The sequence below is a fragment of the Streptomyces parvulus genome, from assembly GCF_014648855.1.
In the GTDB taxonomy this organism is placed as follows: Bacteria; Actinomycetota; Actinomycetes; order Streptomycetales; family Streptomycetaceae; genus Streptomyces; species Streptomyces parvulus.
The window spans coordinates 287521-307367 of the sequence record NZ_BMRX01000005.1; the positions used below are offsets into that span (position 1 = coordinate 287521).

General features: G+C 70.0%; 19 protein-coding genes. 12 read left to right on the forward strand and 7 right to left on the reverse strand.

Annotated features, from left to right (window positions below; translation table 11 throughout):
* The first annotated feature begins 109 nt into the window (after positions 1-109).
* On the forward strand, positions 110-949 hold the full coding sequence (locus tag IE108_RS11375) for a helix-turn-helix domain-containing protein (RefSeq protein WP_064728083.1): 840 nt from the start codon (positions 110-112) through the stop codon (positions 947-949).
* An 884-nt stretch (positions 950-1833) separates the two neighbouring features.
* On the opposite strand, the gene IE108_RS11380 is transcribed toward IE108_RS11375, so the two are convergent.
* The gene (locus IE108_RS11380) at positions 1834-2412 is read right to left on the reverse strand and encodes a HEPN domain-containing protein (RefSeq protein WP_159394606.1); all 579 of its coding nucleotides are present in this window, start codon (positions 2410-2412) and stop codon (positions 1834-1836) included.
* A gap of 47 nt (positions 2413-2459) precedes the next feature.
* Complete coding sequence (locus IE108_RS11385) at positions 2460-3671, reverse strand: DUF262 domain-containing protein (RefSeq protein ID WP_159394607.1); 1212 nt, start codon at positions 3669-3671, stop codon at positions 2460-2462.
* Positions 3672-3853: 182 nt separating this feature from the next.
* On the opposite strand from IE108_RS11385, the gene IE108_RS11390 reads away from it, so the two are divergent.
* The gene (locus IE108_RS11390) at positions 3854-4516 is read left to right on the forward strand and encodes an HAD family hydrolase (protein WP_064728085.1); all 663 of its coding nucleotides are present in this window, start codon (positions 3854-3856) and stop codon (positions 4514-4516) included.
* On the opposite strand, the gene IE108_RS11395 is transcribed toward IE108_RS11390, so the two are convergent.
* Positions 4497-5771, reverse strand: a complete 1275-nt coding sequence (locus tag IE108_RS11395) for an NsdA family TPR-like regulatory protein (RefSeq protein ID WP_064731779.1) — start codon at positions 5769-5771, stop codon at positions 4497-4499. The genes IE108_RS11390 and IE108_RS11395 overlap by 20 nt on opposite strands.
* A 192-nt stretch (positions 5772-5963) precedes the next feature.
* On the opposite strand from IE108_RS11395, the gene IE108_RS11400 reads away from it, so the two are divergent.
* The 9 genes from IE108_RS11400 (at position 5964) to IE108_RS11440 (ending at position 15724) form a co-directional block, all read left to right on the forward strand.
* A complete protein-coding gene (locus IE108_RS11400) occupies positions 5964-6527 on the forward strand; it encodes a hypothetical protein (RefSeq protein WP_064728086.1) in 564 nt (187 codons plus the stop codon).
* Positions 6524-7726, forward strand: a complete 1203-nt coding sequence (locus IE108_RS11405; RefSeq protein WP_064728087.1) for a methyltransferase domain-containing protein — start codon at positions 6524-6526, stop codon at positions 7724-7726. The genes IE108_RS11400 and IE108_RS11405 overlap by 4 nt, the downstream gene beginning before the upstream one ends.
* 177 nt (positions 7727-7903) lie before the next feature.
* Entirely contained in the window at positions 7904-9493 is a 1590-nt protein-coding gene (locus IE108_RS11410) for a hypothetical protein (RefSeq protein WP_064728088.1), read from the forward strand.
* A 579-nt stretch (positions 9494-10072) separates the two neighbouring features.
* Positions 10073-11866, forward strand: coding sequence for an ATP-binding protein (locus IE108_RS11415; protein WP_229851750.1), 1794 nt, complete (start codon positions 10073-10075; stop codon positions 11864-11866).
* A gap of 2 nt (positions 11867-11868) precedes the next feature.
* On the forward strand, positions 11869-12300 hold the full coding sequence (locus tag IE108_RS11420) for a roadblock/LC7 domain-containing protein (protein ID WP_064728089.1): 432 nt from the start codon (positions 11869-11871) through the stop codon (positions 12298-12300).
* Entirely contained in the window at positions 12297-12650 is a 354-nt protein-coding gene (locus tag IE108_RS11425; RefSeq protein ID WP_064728090.1) for a DUF742 domain-containing protein, read from the forward strand. Before IE108_RS11420 ends, IE108_RS11425 begins: the two co-directional genes overlap by 4 nt.
* Entirely contained in the window at positions 12628-13269 is a 642-nt protein-coding gene (locus IE108_RS11430) for a GTP-binding protein (RefSeq protein ID WP_064728091.1), read from the forward strand. Before IE108_RS11425 ends, IE108_RS11430 begins: the two co-directional genes overlap by 23 nt.
* Positions 13266-14486, forward strand: coding sequence for a cytochrome P450 (locus IE108_RS11435; RefSeq protein ID WP_064728092.1), 1221 nt, complete (start codon positions 13266-13268; stop codon positions 14484-14486). The genes IE108_RS11430 and IE108_RS11435 overlap by 4 nt, the downstream gene beginning before the upstream one ends.
* A gap of 11 nt (positions 14487-14497) precedes the next feature.
* Positions 14498-15724 carry a cytochrome P450 family protein gene (locus IE108_RS11440; protein WP_064728093.1) on the forward strand — a complete coding sequence of 409 codons (1227 nt, stop codon included), beginning with the start codon at positions 14498-14500 and terminating at the stop codon, positions 15722-15724.
* Positions 15725-15805: 81 nt separating this feature from the next.
* Here IE108_RS11440 and IE108_RS11445 read toward each other — a convergent pair whose 3' ends face one another.
* A complete protein-coding gene (locus IE108_RS11445) occupies positions 15806-16279 on the reverse strand; it encodes a carboxymuconolactone decarboxylase family protein (RefSeq protein ID WP_064728094.1) in 474 nt (157 codons plus the stop codon).
* A gap of 143 nt (positions 16280-16422) precedes the next feature.
* Positions 16423-17295 (reverse strand): alpha/beta fold hydrolase, encoded by an 873-nt coding sequence (locus IE108_RS11450; RefSeq protein WP_064728095.1) that lies wholly within the window; start codon positions 17293-17295, stop codon positions 16423-16425.
* A gap of 246 nt (positions 17296-17541) precedes the next feature.
* Between IE108_RS11450 and IE108_RS11455 the strand changes: the two genes are divergently transcribed.
* Positions 17542-17844, forward strand: coding sequence for a hypothetical protein (locus tag IE108_RS11455; protein WP_064728096.1), 303 nt, complete (start codon positions 17542-17544; stop codon positions 17842-17844).
* Positions 17845-17948: 104 nt separating this feature from the next.
* Here the strand turns inward: IE108_RS11455 and IE108_RS11460 are convergent, their stop codons facing one another.
* On the reverse strand, positions 17949-18308 hold the full coding sequence (locus IE108_RS11460; protein ID WP_064728097.1) for a VOC family protein: 360 nt from the start codon (positions 18306-18308) through the stop codon (positions 17949-17951).
* Positions 18305-19795 carry an MFS transporter gene (locus tag IE108_RS11465; RefSeq protein ID WP_064728098.1) on the reverse strand — a complete coding sequence of 497 codons (1491 nt, stop codon included), beginning with the start codon at positions 19793-19795 and terminating at the stop codon, positions 18305-18307. The genes IE108_RS11460 and IE108_RS11465 overlap by 4 nt, the downstream gene beginning before the upstream one ends.
* Positions 19796-19847 lie beyond the last annotated feature (52 nt).

Genomic DNA, 19847 nt, shown 5'->3' on the forward strand with positions numbered 1-19847 from the left:
GGGACGTCTCCCACCCTCGCCCCGGGGAGTGCACCGAGCCAGTTCCCCACGCGTCCGGGGGAGTGACAGGACCCCCTCTCCCGGCCCGGAGTCGGCCTAGCGTGGACGTATGAACGAGCAGCCGAATCTGCTGGGCGAGTTCCTGCGCGCGCGGCGCGAGCTGGTGACCCCCGAGGAGGCCGGCATCCCCGTCAGGGGCGTGCGCCGGGTGCCGGGGCTGCGTCGCGAGGAGGTGGCGATGCTGGCGGGCATCAGCGCCGACTACTACCTCCGCCTGGAGCGGGGCCGGGACCGCAGGCCGTCCCTCCAGGTCCTCGAAGCGCTCGCCGGGGTGCTGCGCCTGGACGACGACACCCGCGCCCACCTCGTCGGCCTGGCCGCCGACCGCCCCCGCGGCACCCGGCGCGGGCGCGGGCGCGGTCGCGGTCGCAGGGAGGCGGTGCCGCCCAGCACGGCCCGGTTCGTCGAGCTGCTGCCGGTCCCCGCCTTCGTCGAGGGCCGCCACCTAGACGTCCTCGCGGCCAACCCCCTGGCCGCCGCACTCTCCCCGCGCCTGATCACGGGCGGCAACCGGCTCCGCGACGTGTTCCTGGACCCCGACGAACAGAGCCTCTTCCCCGACTGGGAGAGAGCCGCGGCGGCCCTCGTCGCCGGCTTCCGGGAAGCGGTCGGCCCGGACACGGACGACCCCCGGTGCGTGGAGCTGGTCGGAGAGCTGTCGCTGGCCAGCCCGCTCTTCCGCCGACTCTGGGCCCGCCACGACGTACGCCCCCGCGGCAGCGCCACGGTCCTCTTCCGCCACCCCCAGGTCGGCGACCTCACCCTCAGCCGCGAGAAGCTCCACATCACGGACACGGACGGGATGATGCTGGTCGCGTTCCACGCGGCGCGGGGTTCGCGGGACGCGGAGCGGTTGGCGCTGCTGGGAGCGGCTTCGGCGGGGCGGTGACGGGGGACGAGCCGGATGGCGCCCGGCTCCATCGAGATGGACGCCCGCCCCCGCAGCCCCTGGAAGGCCAAGATGCGCACACCGGACGGCGCGGAGCCCTCTCATCGGCTCCTACACCGAGGCCACCAAGAACTAACCCCTACCCATCGGTTGGACTTCCCCGGCCACCCGATCAAGCGACGGTGCTCTGCCACCTCGTGGAACAGGACCCTTACAACGCTGCTCATCCTTAGCCAGACCTGCGGCTCGGTAGAGGAACGGGAGACAAGAGGGAGGTTGCTGGACGGAATCGATAGGCCCTTAGGAAGCCGGACGAACCTTTATGCGCCCCGAGGCGGGCGGCCTTCAGAGGCCACCCTTCGTCCGCGTTCTCACCAACAGCGTTCGGCCCACGCATTGTTGCCCCATGCCACCAACGGTAGCCTGCCTGTTGACTGTTGATGGCAACGCCTGGGTGATACGCGGAGTGACTACCTCATCCCGCAGGGAGCTGCTGCACAGTCGAGAGAAGGTATCGACTAGCGTGGAAGAGTTTCTTCATGGCCTTGATCAAAGAGTTTCAATCCGTTTCCTCTGAATCGCAGAGGCTGCACGGCCCAGTGACCTGTGGCCATCGCACCTTCACTACGGACGGTCGACGCATCCTGCAACTGGATACGTACGGATCCGCAGAACGGGTGATCCCTGACAAGATCAGCCAAAGCATTCAACTTGACGCGGACTCAGCCCGTGAACTACTCAAGATTATTACGGAGTCTTTCCCCGACATCACCCCCTAACAGTACAACTGGCGCCAAGATCCTCGCAGAAGCGCCCTGGAGCAAGTAGACCGCGCACAGGGCGCTCTGAATTATATTCGAACCAGGGTCGCGGAAACGAAAGAATCAGAGGCGCGACATCACTGCGTCTACCGCGCGAAATCCTTCGCGTATTTGCCTGACTGTCTTCAACTCGTGCTGAGGGTCCGGCCGCACCTGCATCTTCGCGCCCTTGTGGGCCGCCTCCCCCCGGGATGTGGCCCAGGCGTCTGTCACACCCACCCACGTGGAGTCAATTTCACCTTCCTGCACTCCGACCGACATGAGGATTCGCAGCAGGTTCTTTTCCTTTATTCCATGATTCTGCGTCCTAACATAGCGATTTAGATCGTTCTTCGCATGCTCTACACGCGTCGAAAGATCGGGAAACTTCTTCTTATGATTCAGGTCAGCTATAGATCCCGGAATAGGGTGACTCGTCTCGGCATGGGTGACCAGGGCCAGCAAACAGGTCGACATCACCCCGTTCGCCTTCCAGCGCTTAAAGGCGGCATTGGCTACTTCTATGGCCCGATCCTCTATAAAAGACTCAAACTCGGCATGCGTGAGCACCCGGAACGCTCTCGTGCGTTCATATATTCGTGGCGCATAGAACCCAGTGGGCTCGAATTCGCGCGGAAGGAGATGAGTACGGAGTTCGGTCACCCTACGAGAAAGCTCCCGGTAGCGAGCTGACGGCATTCTACGTACTCCTACAGCACGATACGGTTTTCTTGGAACCCCGGCACTGCCAGCTCGATCCCCAAGGATTCCGCCAGCGCTGCGCCCCACAGCGACAAACGGCGGTGTGTCGCAACCGGCGTCTTAGTCGTGGTCTGAATCGACTCAACGAATCGTGCATTGTTGTCGCACAGGCGCTGGAATGCCTCCTCTACCCGATCCCGCCGCTCCATCGCAGCGGAACACACCTGCCCATCATTGAAGTAGTACGTCATGATGTCGAATACTGCTCGATTGAAACGACCCTCATAGCCACCTTCGGACCACCGGAAAAAGGCATTGTCGCCAAAGATCTCAAACGTGGTCTCGATACCCCTGTTGCAATCCTCTCCAGCCTTACGAATCGCAGATTCCTCTTCACCCCACCGCTCATTCAGGTCATTCACGGTATCATCGAGGAATCTCTTGAGGTTTCCTGTGTAACCTACCAGGTTATATTGGAAGGCAAAGTAGCGTAGGAGGACCTCAACGTCGCGCATACGGAAGTCTGGCTTCTTGATCCGTAGAGCCTTCCGGAGCCACTCGCTATCAGATGCGGCATCATCCAGATAATCCGTAAAGTCGCCCGGATGCAGCGCCTGCCGCAATTCTTGCGGCGAAAGCTTAACGCTTCCTGTATTGAGTCGCAAGAATACTAGATTCAGGAAGTCCTCATTGGGCCATCGGCGAACAACTACAGTCCTGATTGTCTCATTCAGAAAAGCATTTAGATCATCAAGGTGATCGTCCTCTTTCTCCATTTTCTTGAGCGTGACCAGTTTCAGGTCGGGACGCACCTCCATTCCCGTTAGACCGAACCCCCTGAACCCATCCTCTTCTTCTGCCGCCGCGAAGCTAGATCCGGCAGCAAATTGCCGCAATGCCAAGAGGCGCTGCTTCCCATCCAGAACGATAAATTTTCCGCGCCGCTTCTTATCCTCAGCCAAGACAATCTGAGGAATAGGGAGCCCCAGGATGAGAGATTCGATGAATTTACTCTTCCGCGGCCTGTTCCATGCGTCTCGACGTTGAAAACGAGGATTGAGCTGAATATTGCCTCGCCGCAACTGACTCAGGATCGTCTCCGTAGTCCAGTCCGTGTCGGTGACAACAGCTCGAGTGACGTCATCAGACGTAACGCTCTCCGACGCATCACTCTCCTCTCCATCGAGGTCGTCCCAATCCGACTCCTCGTACTCGGACACGTTCTCTCCCTGGCAGTGGGCATCAGTTACGGAGACAGCAGCTTCCCACAGGTTGAAGTCGCACGACGAGAGTTGCTTCATCTGGTCAGGAGGACAAGGCCGGTGCTCGTCCGAAGACCGCGTGATGCTGCTCGGGCACCAGCAACGAAGCCAGACTCCGGAGGGCCAGCTACGCTGCCCCCATGATTCGCGCAGTGGTCTTCGACGTCGGTGAGTGCCTGGTCGACGAGACCCGGGAGTACGGCACTTGGGCCGATTGGCTGGGTGTGCCCAGGCACACCTTCCATGCCATGTTCGGTGCGGTCATCGCGCAAGGGCGGGACTACCGCGAGACGTTCCAGGAGTTCCGGCCCGGGTTCGACCTGTACGCCGAGCGCGAGATGCGAGCCGAGGCCGGACAACCGGAGTCGTTCGGGGAGGCTGACCTGTATCCGGACGTTCGCCCCGCTCTCCGGCAGCTGCGCGACATGGGCCTCATGCTCGGCATCGCCGGGAACCAGACCGTTCGCGCCGGCCGAATCCTCCGCGGACTCTTCTCCCGCGACGTAGACCTCATCGGTACGTCCGACGACTGGGGAGCGAGTAAGCCTGACCCTGAGTTCTTCAAACGGGTCGCCGAAGCCGTGTCATTCGACGCAAACGAGATCCTCTACGTAGGTGACCGCTGCGACAACGACATCCGCCCAGCGCGCGAAGCGGGCATGCGCACCGCACTCGTACGTCGCGGACCCTGGGCCTTCGTTCAGTGGGAGAGCGCCGACGCTCGCGAGCTGCCAACGTTTCGCATCGAGCGTCTCACCGAACTCAGTCAAGCGATCACGCAGTTCAACGACCCAGGACGCTGATCGTCGTGGTCCAGTCGTAAAGTCGGTCGTCCAAGTCACGTACGCATGACATGTGTTGGTGAGGCGTGAGTGCGCGACGAACGTCGCGGACCCGATCCATGCCGGTGGCGTACCACGTGAGTGCCAGCTGGTCGAGCGCATCACCCACGTACACACACGCCTCCTCGACGTTGCCACACGACGCCTCGACCGCGGCTAGATCCCCGTACACGACCGTCCGCTGCTTCTCCTCCCCAGGCGCCATGGAGTCAAGGGCCTCCAGCAGCGCCTCACGTGCCTGCGGAAGGTGACCCGCGAGGAGTTGTGTATTGCCTTTGAACGCCGAGAGCCTGGCCGGGGAGAACCAGTCCATCCACTCGGGCGACGGGTACTCATTGCCCTCGCTGAGTACGCCCTCGGCGTGAACGATCAGGTTCAAGGCCCTGCGGGTGTCGCCGCAGCGTGTCTCGCACTCGGCCTCTACAGCGTCCAGCCACGAGAGGAACTCCGCCGACGCGGAGGCACGGCGCGCGTACGTGCGTGCTGCGATCATGCGCTCGTGGGCGACCTCACGGTCCCCAGCCCAGCCGGGGATGAAGGCCATGTGCGCGATGATCGCCGAACCGAGCAGTGGGTCGTCGGCCTCGCCTGCCGCTTGGAGGGCAAGGAGAAGCGTCTCGTGGGCGAGGCTCGGCTCGCGTAGGTCGAAGAACTCGATCCGCCCAGCCAAGAGGTAGGTCTCCGCCAACGCCGCGGCGATCACGCCACGTGTGGGCTCCGCTGCCTCCGGGAGCAGGGCACACCCCAGCGTGGCGTGGGCCACGACCGCGGGGTGGAGTTTTGTCGGCGCGACCGACCAGTAGAGGCGCCGATGCGCATGGGTGACCGAGCGGAAGTCCTGCCCCGCCGTGGCCGGTTGGGTAGCCATGGAAGGCTGGGCCGATGTCGTGGGCAGGCCCAGCATTTTGGTCGGCCCCGTGACCGATGCGGGCCGCGCGAGATCGTGCTTCGCTCCGCCGGTCCCCCACGGTGGCGTGAACCCGAGCGTCTCCAGGCTCTGGCCCAACAGATGCACGAGCACCCGTTGGCAATCCGGCTGGGGCCACGGAGGATTATCGGACTCCCAACGGCGGACCTGCCGCGCTCCGACGGACAGCCCGCGGATGCCCATACGCCCGGCTTGTTCCGTAAGGGCGTCAGCCAAGTCCTGTTGTGAGTTGAACCCGGCCGCCACGCGCGCGGCCTTGAGTCGGACGTTGCCCGTCGGCCTGGACACCGGCACCTCCACAGAAGACGACTCGGTCGAGCATCCCACACAAAGTCCTTCCTTGGCCTTTCCTTCACCCCAAGGGGAGCTTCAACGTCCCCCTAGAGCCCTACTGAAGCCCTCCAGAAGCCCTATCTACCGTCAGCCTCTTCGTGGAGGCTGACTGCCGTAATCGATCGCGTTTGCAAGCAGGAGGAGTCAGTGTTCACCCAGGAGGCTCTGGACAGAGTGATTTCCGAGTGGCTCGCTCACAGCGACCCAAGCCCGGAGCGGATCCGGCGAGAGTGGGCGACCCAGGGCGTCGCGCTGTTACCCCTCGGTCAGCGGTTCGCGGCTGTGCGCATGCCCGCCCCCATCGTTCACGCGGCTGTTCAGTCACAGGACAGGGATCGGGTCGCGGTGGCGCTCGGTGAGTCGCTTGGCGGTTCGATCATTCATGACCGGCTCGTGTCGGGCGGCATGTACTACGCCTTGGTTCAAGGACACGCGGCTCTCGCCTGGGCATACCAGAGCGTCGCGACATGCCTCGGCCAGGGCACCTACCTGGGGGTCCCCCGAATCGACCGTCAGGAGCCGCCGGGCACCTACTGGGTCGTGCCGCCACGGTACGAGGGCGACCTGTGCGCGCCACGGGCGATCACCGCGTTGCTGCGGGACGGGCGGACACGATTGGCTCGGCAAGACGAAGGCGGATGTGCCGACGTCTCGGCAATTCCCGAGTCCCCTTCCGGCACCCCGAGCGCGGAAGGAACCGGCCTTTCATGACTCTGCCCGCTGACCCCGACCAGGACGCCGTGGCGTTGCGCTCGGCCATGGTGAAGGGCTTGGCAGAAGCCGAATGCTGCGCAAACCCGGCTTGGCTCACGGCTGCGGGCGTAGTGCCACGACATGCCTTCGTGCCCGGCTTCTACCTTCCGACCGTCGTACCCGAGGCGCAGGACCTCACGGTGTGGCAGCCGGTGACGCCTGGACTGGACTACGGCCGTTGGCTGGCGTCCACATACTCAGACGCCACTCTGATCACCCAGCTCTGCGGGGAGGAGACCGACTGGACGAGTCCTAAGGCCCGGCGCGGTGGTGTGCCTACTTCGAGGTTCACGCTGCCCTCGCTCATCATGCGTACGTGGTCCGACGCTGAGATTCATGAGGGGCACACCGTCCTGGAGATCGGAACGGGTACCGGGTACTCGACCGCGCTTGCGTGCGAGCTGCTGGGCTCGTCCCACGTGACCACGATCGAGATCGATTCCGCCAGGCTGGAACGAGCAGCTAGGGCTCTCAGGGCGTGCGGCTACGCCCCGACCATCGCGCAGGCGGACGGGCTCTACGGGTATTGGCCCGAGGCCTGGTTCGACCGAGTCGTGTCCGCCTGTTCCTTCCGCGTCGTGCCCCACGTGCTGATCCGGCAGGTGCGGCCAGCGGGGAAGTTGCTCGTACCTCTGTCTGGATGGCTTCACGGCGGCGCGCGCGTACTGCTCACGGTCGCCGAGGACGGTACCGCCGAGGGGCCGTTACTTCCCGGCGGCATATCGTGCATGCCTTCTCGCACGGAGTCGGCAGCGGCCCTCGGCAACTTGGCAGACTGGACCGCGGGCTTGGCTGACGCGTCCCGGCCCGCGCGGCACACCCACCACAGGCTGACCGACCCCACCGACGAGGCCTCTCACTTGAGGTTCCTCGCACAGTGTGTCGTCCCGGAAGCCCAGATGGCCTTCATCGACGGCCTCCCGCACCTGGTCGACGTCGTGTCCGGCTCCGTCGCCTCGCTTACCCCGGAGGGCGACAGCTGGAAGGTTCGGGAGGGTGGACCGCTGGCCCTGTGGACAAGAATCGAGCAGCTCATTGAGAGCTTCGATGCCGCAGGCCGGCCCGGCCCGGAGACGTTCACGCTACGCGTGGAGGGCACCGCCCAAAGCCTGCTGCACCCCCAGATGCCGGAGTTGCGGCTGCCCGTGCCGTACTGACTGGCCGAAGAGGCTCCCCCATGTGGCAGCCCGCAGGCGGGCCGACCGTGCCTCCCGCTCATTCCGCACCACAACCCGCCCCCCACCATCCCCGAAGATTTCCCCCGCCGCTCCCTTGCCGTTCGCCGGGCCTGGCTACCTTCGCCTCGCCCCGTCCGGTACAGGAGAGGTACACCCATGAGCAGCCCCGTCCGTCGGAGCGAGTCCCGGCAGTCCGTGGCCACCGTCGCGGCGGGTCGGCGGCGGGAGGGGAGTCGGGGCAGGGGGGCGTCCGCCAGCTCGGTGGAGGCGTCCTTCCTCGAGATGCAGTCACGGGCCGGCAATCGGGCGACGACCGCCGCGGTGCAGCGGGCCCGGGGGGCCGACAAGGGCAAGGGGAAGGCGGCCGAGGGGGCCGAGGGCGGGGGTGACGGGGGGAAGAAGCGGAAGAACTACCGGGACCGGATCGCCTCGCTGCTGGACCGGTTCAAGAAGAACCTCGAACCCATCGACACCTGGATCAAGGGCGTCCAGACGCCCACCAACGCCGGCTTCACCCAGCAGGCCGCCGTCGCCGCCAACGAGGGGCTCAAGCACTCCGCCGCCGCCTCCGGGACCTCCGCCGCGTCGGGGAACCTGCTCACCGAGGCCGCCGGGACCGTGGTCAGCGGGATGGACGCCTTCAAGAGCATGAAGGACGCCAAGAAGAGCGGGAACGGGGCCGAGCACCACACCGCGAACAAGAGGGCCAAGACCAAGGGGACCGACGCGGTCGTCGGCGCCGCCGGTTCGGGGGCCTACAGCGCGGCCATCGCCAAGGAGGTCACGAAGATCCAGAAGGCGGCGGACGCCGCGGTGGCGTCCGAGGCGAGCGGCGTGGCCAGTGCGGCCGTCGCGGGGATGAAGAGCGTCCGGTCGGTGTTCCGGGTCGGCGGGGCGGCCCGCAAGTACAAGAGGGTGAAGGAGCTGGGCGACCCGCAGCTCGTGCACGCCGCCTCGCTGGCCCGGCTCAACGAGTCGCGGGAGCACGCCGACTGGGCCGCGGCGGAGGCCTACGTCGCGCTGGACGCGTACTGGAAGCAGGAGGGCGAAGGACGGCTGGAGCTGATCGGCGAGGCCGTCGACGCCGCCTGGGAGGCGATGGGCGAGGCCCGGGACGCCGCCGAGACCCTCCAGCGCGCCGAGAAGGACGTCGAGAAGCTGAGCACGGTCCAGGGGTACGCGAAGAAGAAGCAGCTCACCAAGATCGGCAAGGAGACCGTCGGCGGCGCTCTGGGCGAGTCGACCAAGGCCGCCGCCGGTGTCGTCACGGCGGTCGCGGCGGGGACCGCGGGGCTCGCGACCAACCCGGTCGGCTGGGGCCTGGCCGGCGCCGGTGCCGGGCTCGTGCTCGGCGTCACCCTCTACAAGGCGCTCCGCGCGGCCACCAAGCGGTACGAGGAGGTCCGCCACCCGGAGGTCTGGGCGAAGGAGGGCGAGTCCCCCGCGGAGGCGGCGTCCCGGAAGGAGTCGCTCCAGCACGCCCTGAAGTTCTGGAAAAAGGTCTCCAAGGGCGAGCGCGCGGCCATGGCGCGTGAGATCTACGCCCTGGCCGCGGGTCCCGACATCGCCGGCAGCGGCGGTACGACGGAGGAGATGAGGCAGTCCGGCATGTCCCTGCTCATCGCGCTCAAGTCGGGCCCGGCCGACCACAGGCTCGACCAGGAGGCATGGGTGGCGAGCCTCAACGACCCGTCGAAGACGGACGGTTGGATCAAGGAGATCGCGGAGCAGCTGGCCTCCGGGTGACCTCGGTGCGCTGCCCGGCGGGCGGATCGGTCTCTCGCCGGTCCGTCCCCCGGCGGCGGCATGCACGCCTGGCAAATACCAGCGGGGCATCTCCCGGGGCCAATCCCTTTTCGGCCAAAGGGGGTCGGCCGCCATCCGCGCATTTTTCGCCCCAATTCCCCGACGTCCTCCTCTCCTGGTCACGACGTCGCCACGAGGCGTGAGCACAGGGGGTAGGGTCCCTTGCCGTACGCCGAACGACGTTTGAGGGAACGGGAGTTCGGGGCCGCGGGGAGATCCTCCGCGCGCTCCCGGGGCGCTTCGCGGTCCACGGCGTCGTCGCCCCCCGCTCGTACAGCCTCGTGTGTTGCTTGGAGTTCCATGTCGTGCGCACCCACCGTCGTCCGCCTCGCCGGCTCCTCGGCGCGCGGCGGCCCCGGGAGACACCACCGGTTCCCTCCGGCCCGCTGACGTCCCCGGCCGTGCCACGCACCGTGCCACGCGCCCGCCGGTGCGTCCCCTCGTGCCCAGCGCCCCGGCGCCGGTGTTCCGCGGTCTCGGCCCCTCCCCCACCGACGGCTTCCGATCCGTGAGGACCTGATGACTGAACTGATAGTGAGCGCCGCCGCGTTACTGGCGGCGGCCGGAGTCGGGGCCGCGTGGTATTTCCGGCGCAAACGCGACGCGGCCCGGCGCCGGGCCGATCGGCTGCGCGAGCACGCCGACCGGCTCACCCTGCAACTCGTCGCGGCGGAGCAGTGCGTGGGGCACCTCGCGGCCACCGTGATCCCCGCGGCGGCCAAGGGCGGTGAAGGGCTCGAAGGGGGCGGGCTCCTCGTGCCGGCGCAGCTCGACGGGACCCCGCTCGCCGAGCGGCTGCGCGCCGTCACGGGGGCGATGGCCTCGGCGGTGGCGGACGTACGGGGTCAGGAGCGGGCGGCGGCGGCCCGCGCCGCGGCCCAGACCGCCGAGCAACTGCGCCAGGAGACCGAGCGGCACGTGGCGCGGGTGCGGGAGGAGTCCGTCGGCGTCGCCCGCGCGGCCGTGCGCGGCTTCGCCAACAACGTCGTGGCGCGGTCGGCGCGGCTGGGCCGGGCCGTCAGCCAGGGCGTACGGCGCCACATCTCGGACGAGGCGTACGCGACGCTGGTGGAGATCGACCACCTCGCGCAGCAGATGCTGCTCACCGCGTCGGGGTACGCCGTGCTCGCCGGGGACAAGCTGTCCCGCCGGTGGCCCGCGACCTCGCTGACCGACATCACCCGCGCGGCGATGGGCCGGATCGAGGGGTACGAGCGGATCAAGCACCCCGACATGGGGTCGGTGGTGGTCGAGGGCCGCGCCGTGGAGGCGGTCGTGCACGCGCTCGCCGTCCTGCTGGACAACGCCCTGCGCTACTCGCCGCCCGCCGCCAGCGTCCACGTCTCGCTCGAACAGGGTCACCACGCGTGCTTCCTGATCGTGGACGACGCCGGGCTGCGCATGGACGACGAGCGGCTGCTGTGGGCCGGCAACGTCATGTCCGGCGAGCAGCGCGACGACATCACCCGCCTCGGCGCCCACCCGCAGACCGGGCTGCGCGTGGCGTCCCTGCTCGCGGAGAACTACGGCTTCCGCGTCGAGCTGACCGCGCCGAACATCTACCAGGGGACCCGGGCCATGGTCGTCCTGCCGAAGAACCTGATCGTCGACCCGGCGGCGAGGGCCGCGGCGGCGGCCCCGGCCGGGGCCGGCGCGGGGACCCCGGCAGCCGCCGGCACGGCGAACGCGGTCCCGGCAGCCCCCGGTACGGCGAACGCGGTCCCCGCAGCCGCCGGTACGGCGAACGCGGCAGGGGCGGCCCAGCCCGCCGCGGCCACCGTGGCCCCGACGCCCGCGCTCGCACCCGCGGCCTCCTCCGCACCCGGTGCCTCCTCCCCGGCGATCACCCCCGCCGCCCTGGCCCCCGACTCCGCGCCCGACCCCGCGCCGGACCCCGTGCACGAGCCCACCCCCCGGCACGACTCGGCCGCCCCGCACCCCGGCCAGGCGACCGCCGTAGCGGCACCACCCGGGCCCCTCGCACCCCCCGCCACCACCGCGAGCGGCCTCACCGTCCGCCGCCGCTCTCCCGCCCCCGCCCCGGCGCGCGGCCCCGCGCCCGCCGCCGCCGAGCCCGGCCGCCCGGCCGTCGCCGCCGCCTGGGCCGCCGGCACCCGGCGCGGCCGCGACGGGGAGCCCGCGCCGTCCGCCGGGAGCGCGGAACCCCGCGTCAGCGCACGCGAGTCCGCCCCCGCCCCGTCCTCCCCCGCGGACGCGGACACCCTCGGCGCGGCCCACGAGGCCACCCCCACCGCCGCCCACCACGCCCCCCACCCGGCCGCCCGCGACGCCGCTCACGACGAAGGACACTGATCGTGCAAGACACACACACCAACAGCCTGGGCTGGCTGCTCGACCAGGAGCTCGGCACCGTCGAGGGCGTCCGCTACGCCGTGCTGATGAGCGGGGACGGGCTGCTGAAGGCCCGTACGGCGACCATCGGCCAGGACGACGGGGAGAAGTTCGCCGCGCTGACCGCGGCGCTGCGCGCGGCGGGCAAGGCCTGGGACGAGTTCACCGGCGGCGCGGGCATGCGCCAGCTGCTGATCGAGTCGGTGGGCTGCATCGGGCTGACGACCACCGCCGCGCGGAACACGATGCTGTCGGTGTGCACGACCGGCCCGGACGCCGACGTCGGCCTGATCTCCCACCACATGGTGCGGCTCGCCACCCGGGTGGGGCACGAGCTGGGCACGGCGGAGCGCGTGCCGCCCGCGGAGGGCGCGGAAGGCGGCCGGACGGCATGACGGGGCCGCGGCGTGACCCCGACATGGTCAGGCCCTACGTCCGCACCGGGGGCCAGGTCCGCCCCCGTGCGGACGTGCGCCCGGAGAGCGTGGTCATCGCCGCGACCGGCCCGACGGACACCCTCGGCCCGGACGCCCGCCGGGTGATGCGGCTGTTCGCCGGTGCGGACGGCGGCCTGGCCGTCGCCGACATCGCCGCCGCGCTGGAGCTGCCGCCGTCCACGGTGCGCATCCTCGTCTCCTCGCTGATGGACTCCGGCCACCTCTCCAGCCCGGTCGCCGCGACCGAGCACCAGCCCGACTTCGACCTGCTGCAGGAGGTACTCCGTGGACTGCGCTCCATGGTCTGACCCGCCCGTCACCTACGTCCCGGCCTCGGTGACCCGGTCGGCCAAGATCGTGGTCGCGGGTGGCTTCGGCGTCGGCAAGACGACGTTCATCGGCAGCGTCTCGGAGGTGCGGCCGCTGCGGATGGAGGAACCCATCACGCAGGCCAGCGCCGGCGTGGACGACCTCAGCGGCACCCCGCACAAGACGACGACGACCGTGGCGATGGACTTCGGCCGCATCCACATGGCCGGCGGGCGGCTCGCGCTGTACCTGTTCGGGCTGCCGGGGCAGTCGCGGTTCCAGCCGCTGTGGGAGGACCTGGCGGAAGGCGCCCTCGGCTGCCTCGTGCTGGCCGACACCCGCGACCTCGACGCCTCCCACGACGCCCTCGGGCTGCTGGACGGCGCGGGCATCCCGTACGCCGTCGCCGTCAACGCCTTCCCCGGCGCGCCGGGTTATCCGGCGGCCGAGCTGCGCGAGGCGCTGGCCCTGGAGCCGGCCACGCCGCTGACCAGCTGCGACGCCCGCGACCGCACATCCTCACTGCACGCCCTGATCACGCTCACCGAGTACCTCTCCGAGCACGAGCGACAGCGCGAGCACCGCTCGGCCGACGCCCTCCTGGAGACCCGCCCATGACGCCGCCCTCCGCCGAGCCCGAGCCGACGCGCCCTCCGGGCCGGATCGCCCTGTACGAACCGGAGTTCGCCGCGGACCCGCACGCCGCCTACCGGCGCATGCGGCGCACCCACGGCCCCCTCGTCCCCGTCGACCTGGCGCCGGGCGTCCCCGCGACCCTGGTCATCGGCTACTACCAGGCCCGCCGCATCCTCAACGACCCGCTGCGCTTCCCGGCCGACCCGCGCGCCTGGGAGAAGCTGATCCCGGTGTCCTGCCCGGTGCGGCCGATGATGGAGTGGCGCCCCAACGCGCTGCGCTCCGGCGGCGCCGAGCACGCCCGCTACCGGTCCGCGAACACCCACGCCATCGACAGGGTCGACCAGCACGGGCTGCGCGCCCTCGTGGAGAAGGTCGCCGACGGCGCCATCGACGGGTTCCGCGGCGCGGGCTCGGCGGACCTGCTCACCCAGTACTCGTTCCCCATCGCCTTCAGCGTGCTGAGCGCGCTGCTCGGCTGCCCGGACGAGATAGGGCAGCGCATCGCCGACGGCATGGCGAAGATCTTCGACACCACCAACGCCCAGCTCGGCAACGAGATCCTCGCCCGTGCCGTCTCCGACCTCGTGACCCTGCGCCGGCGGCACCCCGGCGACGACATCACGTCCCGGCTGACGCTGCACCCCGCCGAGCTGACCGACGAGGAGATGGGCCACCAGCTCGTCACGCTCTACGGCGCCGGGATCGAGCCGCTGACCAACCTGATCAGCAACACGATCCTGAAGATCCTCACCGACGAGGAGTTCTCCGCCGATCTGCACGCCGGTCTCTCCACGGTGCGCGACGCGCTCGACGCGGTCCTCTACACCGACCCGCCGATGGCCAACTACTGCATCTCCTATCCGCCGTACCCCATCGACGTCGAGGGAGTGCTGCTGCCGGCCGACCAGCCGGTGGTCGTCTCGATGGCGGCGGCGAACAACGACCCGGCGCTGACGGAGGGCGTGCCCGAGGGCCGGCACGCGGGCAACCGCGCCCACCTGGCCTGGAGCATCGGCCCGCACTCCTGCCCCGCCCGTTCGCACGCCTACCTCATCGCGGAGACCGCGGTCACCCACCTCCTGGACGCGCTGCCGGAGACGGACCTCGCCCGTCCCGCGGCCGAACTCACCTGGCGGCCCGGCCCGTTCCACCGCGCCCTGGAATCGCTGCCCGTCACCTTCCCCGCCGCACACTAAGGAGCCAGGCCATGGCGTCCCAGCAGTCTCCCCTCGTTCTCGACCCCACCGGTGCCGGTCACCACGCCGAGCACCGCGCCCTGCGGGAGCGCGGCGCGGCCACGCGAGTGGACGTACTCGGTGTGGAGGCCTGGTCGATCACCGATCCGGCCCTGCTCAAACAGCTCCTGACCAGCCCCGACGTGTCCAAGGACGCGCGGGCGCACTGGCCCGCGTTCGGTGCGGTGGTCGGGACCTGGCCGCTCGCCCTGTGGGTGGCGGTGGAGAACATGTTCACCGCCTACGGCCCCAACCACCGCAAGCTGCGGCGGCTGGTGGCGCCGGCCTTCAGCGCCCGCCGCATCGAGACGATGCGCCCCGCCGTCGAGGGCATGGTGGCCGGCCTGATCGACCGGCTCGCCGCCCTGCCCGCCGGGGAGCCGGTCGACCTGCGGCAGGAGCTGGCGTTCCCGCTGCCCATCGCGGTGATCGGCCACCTCATGGGGATGCCCGAGGACCAGCTGGAGGGCTTCCGCGCCCTCGTCGACAACGTCTTCGACACGACGCTGACCCAGGCCGAGGCGCAGGCCAACACCGCCCGCCTGTACGAGGTCCTGGACAAGCTGATCGCCGACAAGAGCGCCGCGCCCGGCGACGACATGACGTCCCTGCTCATCGCCGCCCGGGACGAGGAGGGGGACGGCGCCCGGCTCTCCCACGGGGAGCTGCGCGACACCATGCTGCTGATGATCAGCGCCGGCTACGAGACCACCGTCAACGTCATCGACCAGGCCGTGCACACCCTGCTGACCCGCCCCGACCAGCTCGAACTGGTGCGCAGCGGTGCCGTCGGCTGGGGCGACGTCGTGGAGGAGACGCTGCGCCACGAACCGGCGGTCAAGCACCTGCCGTTGCGGTACGCGGTCGCGGACATCGCCCTGCCGGACGGCCGGACCATCGCCCGCGGGGAGGCGATCCTCGCCTCGTACGCCGCCGCCAACCGGCACCCGGACTGGCACGCCGACGCCGACACCTTCGACGCGGCGCGCGTGGTCAAGGAGCACCTGGCGTTCGGCCACGGCGTGCACTTCTGCCTGGGCGCGCCGCTGGCCCGCATGGAGGTCGTGCTCGCGCTCCAGAGCCTCTTCGACCGCTTCCCCGGCATCCGGCTCGCCGACCCGGCGGAGGAACTGCCGCCCGTGCCCTCGCTGATCAGCAACGGGCATCAGCGGCTGCCGGTCCTGCTGCACGCCGGCTGAACCGCCGGGACGGCGCGCCCCGGGGCGCGGGGCGTGCCGTCCGCCGGGGGGACCCAGGGGGGGCGGCGGGACCGCGGACGGTCAGCCGAACATACCCGGCTCGTAGTCGCCGGCGGGCTGCTGGGTGATGACGTTCATGCGGTTGTACGCGTTGATGATCGCGATCAGTCCGACCAGCGCGGTCAGCTGGTCCTCGTCGTAGTGCCGGGCCGCGTCGGCCCAGGCCTCGTCGGTGACGCCGCCGCCCGAGTCGGCGATACGGGTGCCCTGTTCGGTCAGTTCGAGGGCGGCGCGCTCGGCGTCGGTGAAGACCTTGGCCTCGCGCCAGGCGGCGATCAGGTTGAGGCGCAGGGAGGTCTCCCCGGCCTTCGCGGCGTCCTTGGTGTGCATGTCGAGGCAGAAGCCGCAGCCGTTGATCTGGCTGGCGCGGATCTTGACCAGTTCCTGGGTCGCCTCCGGCAGCGCCGAGTCGGTCACGGCCTTGCCGGCCGAGTTGATGTGGCGCAGGAGCTTGCCGGCGAGCGGGCTGGAGAACAGGTTGAGTCGGGCTTCCATGGGGCTCCTCCGTCGTGGTGCGTCGTGTCCCTCCGGCCTGGTGGCCAGTGGTCCGCCCGGGGGCGTACACGGCTACGACGGAATGCGCGGGCCGGATGTGACAGGGCGCGGAGGCCTGCGGGTGTGACCTGCGTCTCACCGGGTCACGGGGTCCGTTCCAGGAGCCGGAGCAGGGCGGCGGTGACCTCGGCCGGGCGTTCGTCCATCACCCAGTGCCCGGCGTCGTCCAGCATCGTCAGTTCGGCGCGGGGTACGGCGGCGGCCAGGTCCGTCGCGATCGCCGGGCTCAGGTAGGGGTCGGCGCGGCCCCAGACCACGGCCGTCGGGCAGGTCACCTCGGGCAGGCGGCGGCGCAGTTCGGGGCGGGGCGGGGTGCGGTAGTCGCCGAAGTAGTGGAGCAGCCAGCGGCGGCCCTCCGGGGTGTCCATCCAGCCGACGTAGTGCTCCAGGAGACCGGCGTCCAGGTGGCCCGCGCGCACCAGCGGCGCGAAGGTGCGGCGGTGGAGGGCGGCGTACGGCAGGCGCGTCGCGGCGGGCCGCAGGGCGGGGGTGCGTCCGGCGAGGCCGATGAGGCTGAAGGCGGCGTACCAGCGCCGGGTGAACGTGCCGTGCGCGCGGCTGTTGAGGACGGCCAGGCGGCGGACGCGCGCGGGGTGGGTCTGGGTGAGGCCGAGGGCGAGGAAGCCGCCGTAGTCGTGGCCGGCCAGGTTCACCGAGTCGAGGCCCAGGGCGTCCAGCAGGCGGCCGATCCGGGCGACCTCGCTGTCGTAGTCGAAGGGCAGGTGGAGGGGGCGGTCGGACTCGCCCCAGCCGAGGAGGTCGGGGGCGAGGACCCGGTGGCGGGCGGCGAGGGGCGGGACCTGGTGGCGCCAGCACTGGTGGCCGGCGGGGTAGCCGTGCAGGAGCAGCACGGGCTCGGCGTCGGGCGGTCCCGACTCCCAGCAGGCCACCCGGGCCCCGTCGACCAGGACCTGTCGGGCGCGGGGCCGGTCGGTGCCGGGACTCTGCGTGCTCATCGGCTGCGTGCTCCCTCGGTCCGTGTGTTCCCCGGCTGTGCCAACCGTGCGGATACCCGCGCGGGGCACGGCCAGGGCACGTCGTTCGGCCGAACGTGGGGCACGGGCGGGTGCGGCGGGGGTGCGGGGGTCGCTCACCCGGTCGCCCGTCGGGGCTCACCCCGGCGCGTGCGCGGGGCGCGGTGGTGATTAGCCTCGGTTGCACCAGTCGGCCGCGTCGGCCGGCGAACGCGGCAGGAGGCAGAGATGGCGAAGGTTCCCAGCGCGGCGGTCGCCGCGGGCGGTCTCGTCGGCGGCTACGGCGTGGCCCGCTGGACGAAGCGGCGCGAACTGGGCGGGGCCGTGCTGGCCGTGGCCGGGGCGGCCGCCGCCGAGCAGTGGCGCCGCCGGGCGGGCGGCGCGGCCGCGGGCGCCCTGACGGCCGCCTACGTGGCGGGCTTCGCCGGCTCCCACCCGCTGGCCAAGAAGGTGGGCGCCTGGCCCGCCGTCCTCGGAGTGGCCGGCGCGGTGGCCCTGGCCTCGTGGGCGGTCGCGGACCGCAACGCCTGAGCGGCGCGGGCCGGGAGGCGGCGGGGTTCCCGCTCCGGCCGCCACCCTCTCCGGGCGGGACGACCGGGAGCGGTGGTCAGTAGTGCTGAGTCAGGAGCGGTGGGTCACGGGCGGTGGGTCAGGACGTTGATGACCTTGCCGTTCGGGTCGCGGACGAAGAAGCGCCGGACGCCCCACTCCTCGTCCCGCGGCTCCCGGACGATCTCCGCGCCCGACGCCGCCACCTGCGTGTACACCGCGTCGACGTCCTCGACCTCGACGCTCAGGTCGGGGACGACGGGCGCGGTGCGTTCCTCGGTGAAGAGGCTGATCTGCGCGGTGGGGTTAGACGGCGAGGCGAGCGTCGTCACCCAGCCCATGTCCATGACCTCCTCGAAGCCGAGGAGGCCGTAGAAGTCGCGGCTCGCGTTCCACAGCTCCTCGGACTCGATGTGCAGGTTCGGGACGATTCTCCGGACGGTCATCGGGTGGCTCCTGATCCCTCGGTGACGGAGGACAGCGGCTCGGCGATGTCCTCCAGCGAGCGGCGCTCCGCCTTCACCGCGAGGAACGCCGCCACCAGCCCGGCCGCGCACATCAGTCCGGCGCCGACCTGGAAGGCGAGGACGGTGTCGCCGACCACGCCGGACTCGGTGAGGTCGGCGAAGAGCAGCGGGCCGCTGATGCCGCCGGCGGCGGTGCCGAGGGCGTAGAAGAAGGCGATGGCCATGGCCCGGGTCTCCATCGGGAAGATCTCGGAGACCGTCAGATACGCGCTGGACGCGCCCGCGGAGGCGAAGAACAGCACCACGCACCAGCAGGCCGTCATCGTCGAGGCCGTCAGCGACCCCCGGTCGAAGAGCCAGGCCGTGCCGAAGAGCAGGACGCCGGAGAGCAGATACGTGCCGGAGATCATGATCCGGCGACCGACCGTGTCGAAGAGCTTGCCGAGGAGCAGCGGGCCCAGGAAGTTGCCCGCGGCGATGACGGCGAAGTAGTAGCCGGTGCTGCCGGTCGGCACGTCGAAGAAGGTGATGAGGATGGTGCCGAAGCCGAAGGTGATGGCGTTGTACAGGAACGCCTGGCCGATGAAGAGGGAGAGGCCGAGGACGGCGCGGCGCGGGTAGCGGCGGAAGACGGTCTTGGCGATCAGGCCGAAGCCGATGCTCTTGCGCTGGTGGATGGTGATCTCACCGGCCGGCGGCGGCAGCTTCTCCCCCCGCTCCTGTTCGATCTCCCGCTCCACGGAGTCGACGAGGGTGTCCGCCTTCTCTCCCTGGCCGTGGATGTACTGCCACCGCGGGCTCTCCGGCACGTGCCGCCGTACCAGCAGGATGACCAGGCCGAGGACGACGCCGAGGCCGAAGCTGAGCCGCCAGCCGAGGTCCTTGGGGAAGATGTCGGTGTCCAGCATCACGATCGACAGCAGCGCGCCGCCGATGGCGCCCAGCCAGTAGCTGCCGTTGATGATGAGGTCGACCCGGCCCCGGTACTTGGACGGGATCAGCTCGTCGATCGCGGAGTTGATGGCCGCGTACTCGCCGCCGATGCCGAAACCGGTGAGGAACCGGAAGAGGAAGAACCACCAGGACTCGAAGGACAGGGCGGTCAGCGCGGTCGCCGCGAGGTAGACGACCAGCGTGACCATGAACAGCTTCTTGCGGCCGTAGCGGTCCGTCAGCCAGCCGAAGAACAGGGCCCCGGAGCACGCGCCCGCCACGTACAGGGCGGCGGCGAGGCCGGTGATCTGGGCCGAGCTGATGTCCAGGCCGCTGCCGTCCTCGGCGATGCGCCCGGCGACGTTGCCGACGATCGTGACTTCGAGGCCGTCCAGGATCCAGACGGTGCCGAGGCCGATCACGATCATCCAGTGCCACCGCGACCAGGGCAGCCGGTCGAGGCGGGCCGGGACGGCCGTGGTGACGGTCCCGGAGGAGGCGGGCACCGAACCCGACGACGCGTCTGCTGTCATGGCTCCCTCTCCGTCGAGTGAACGCCTCCCTTGTGCCCGGCGCCGGAGGGAA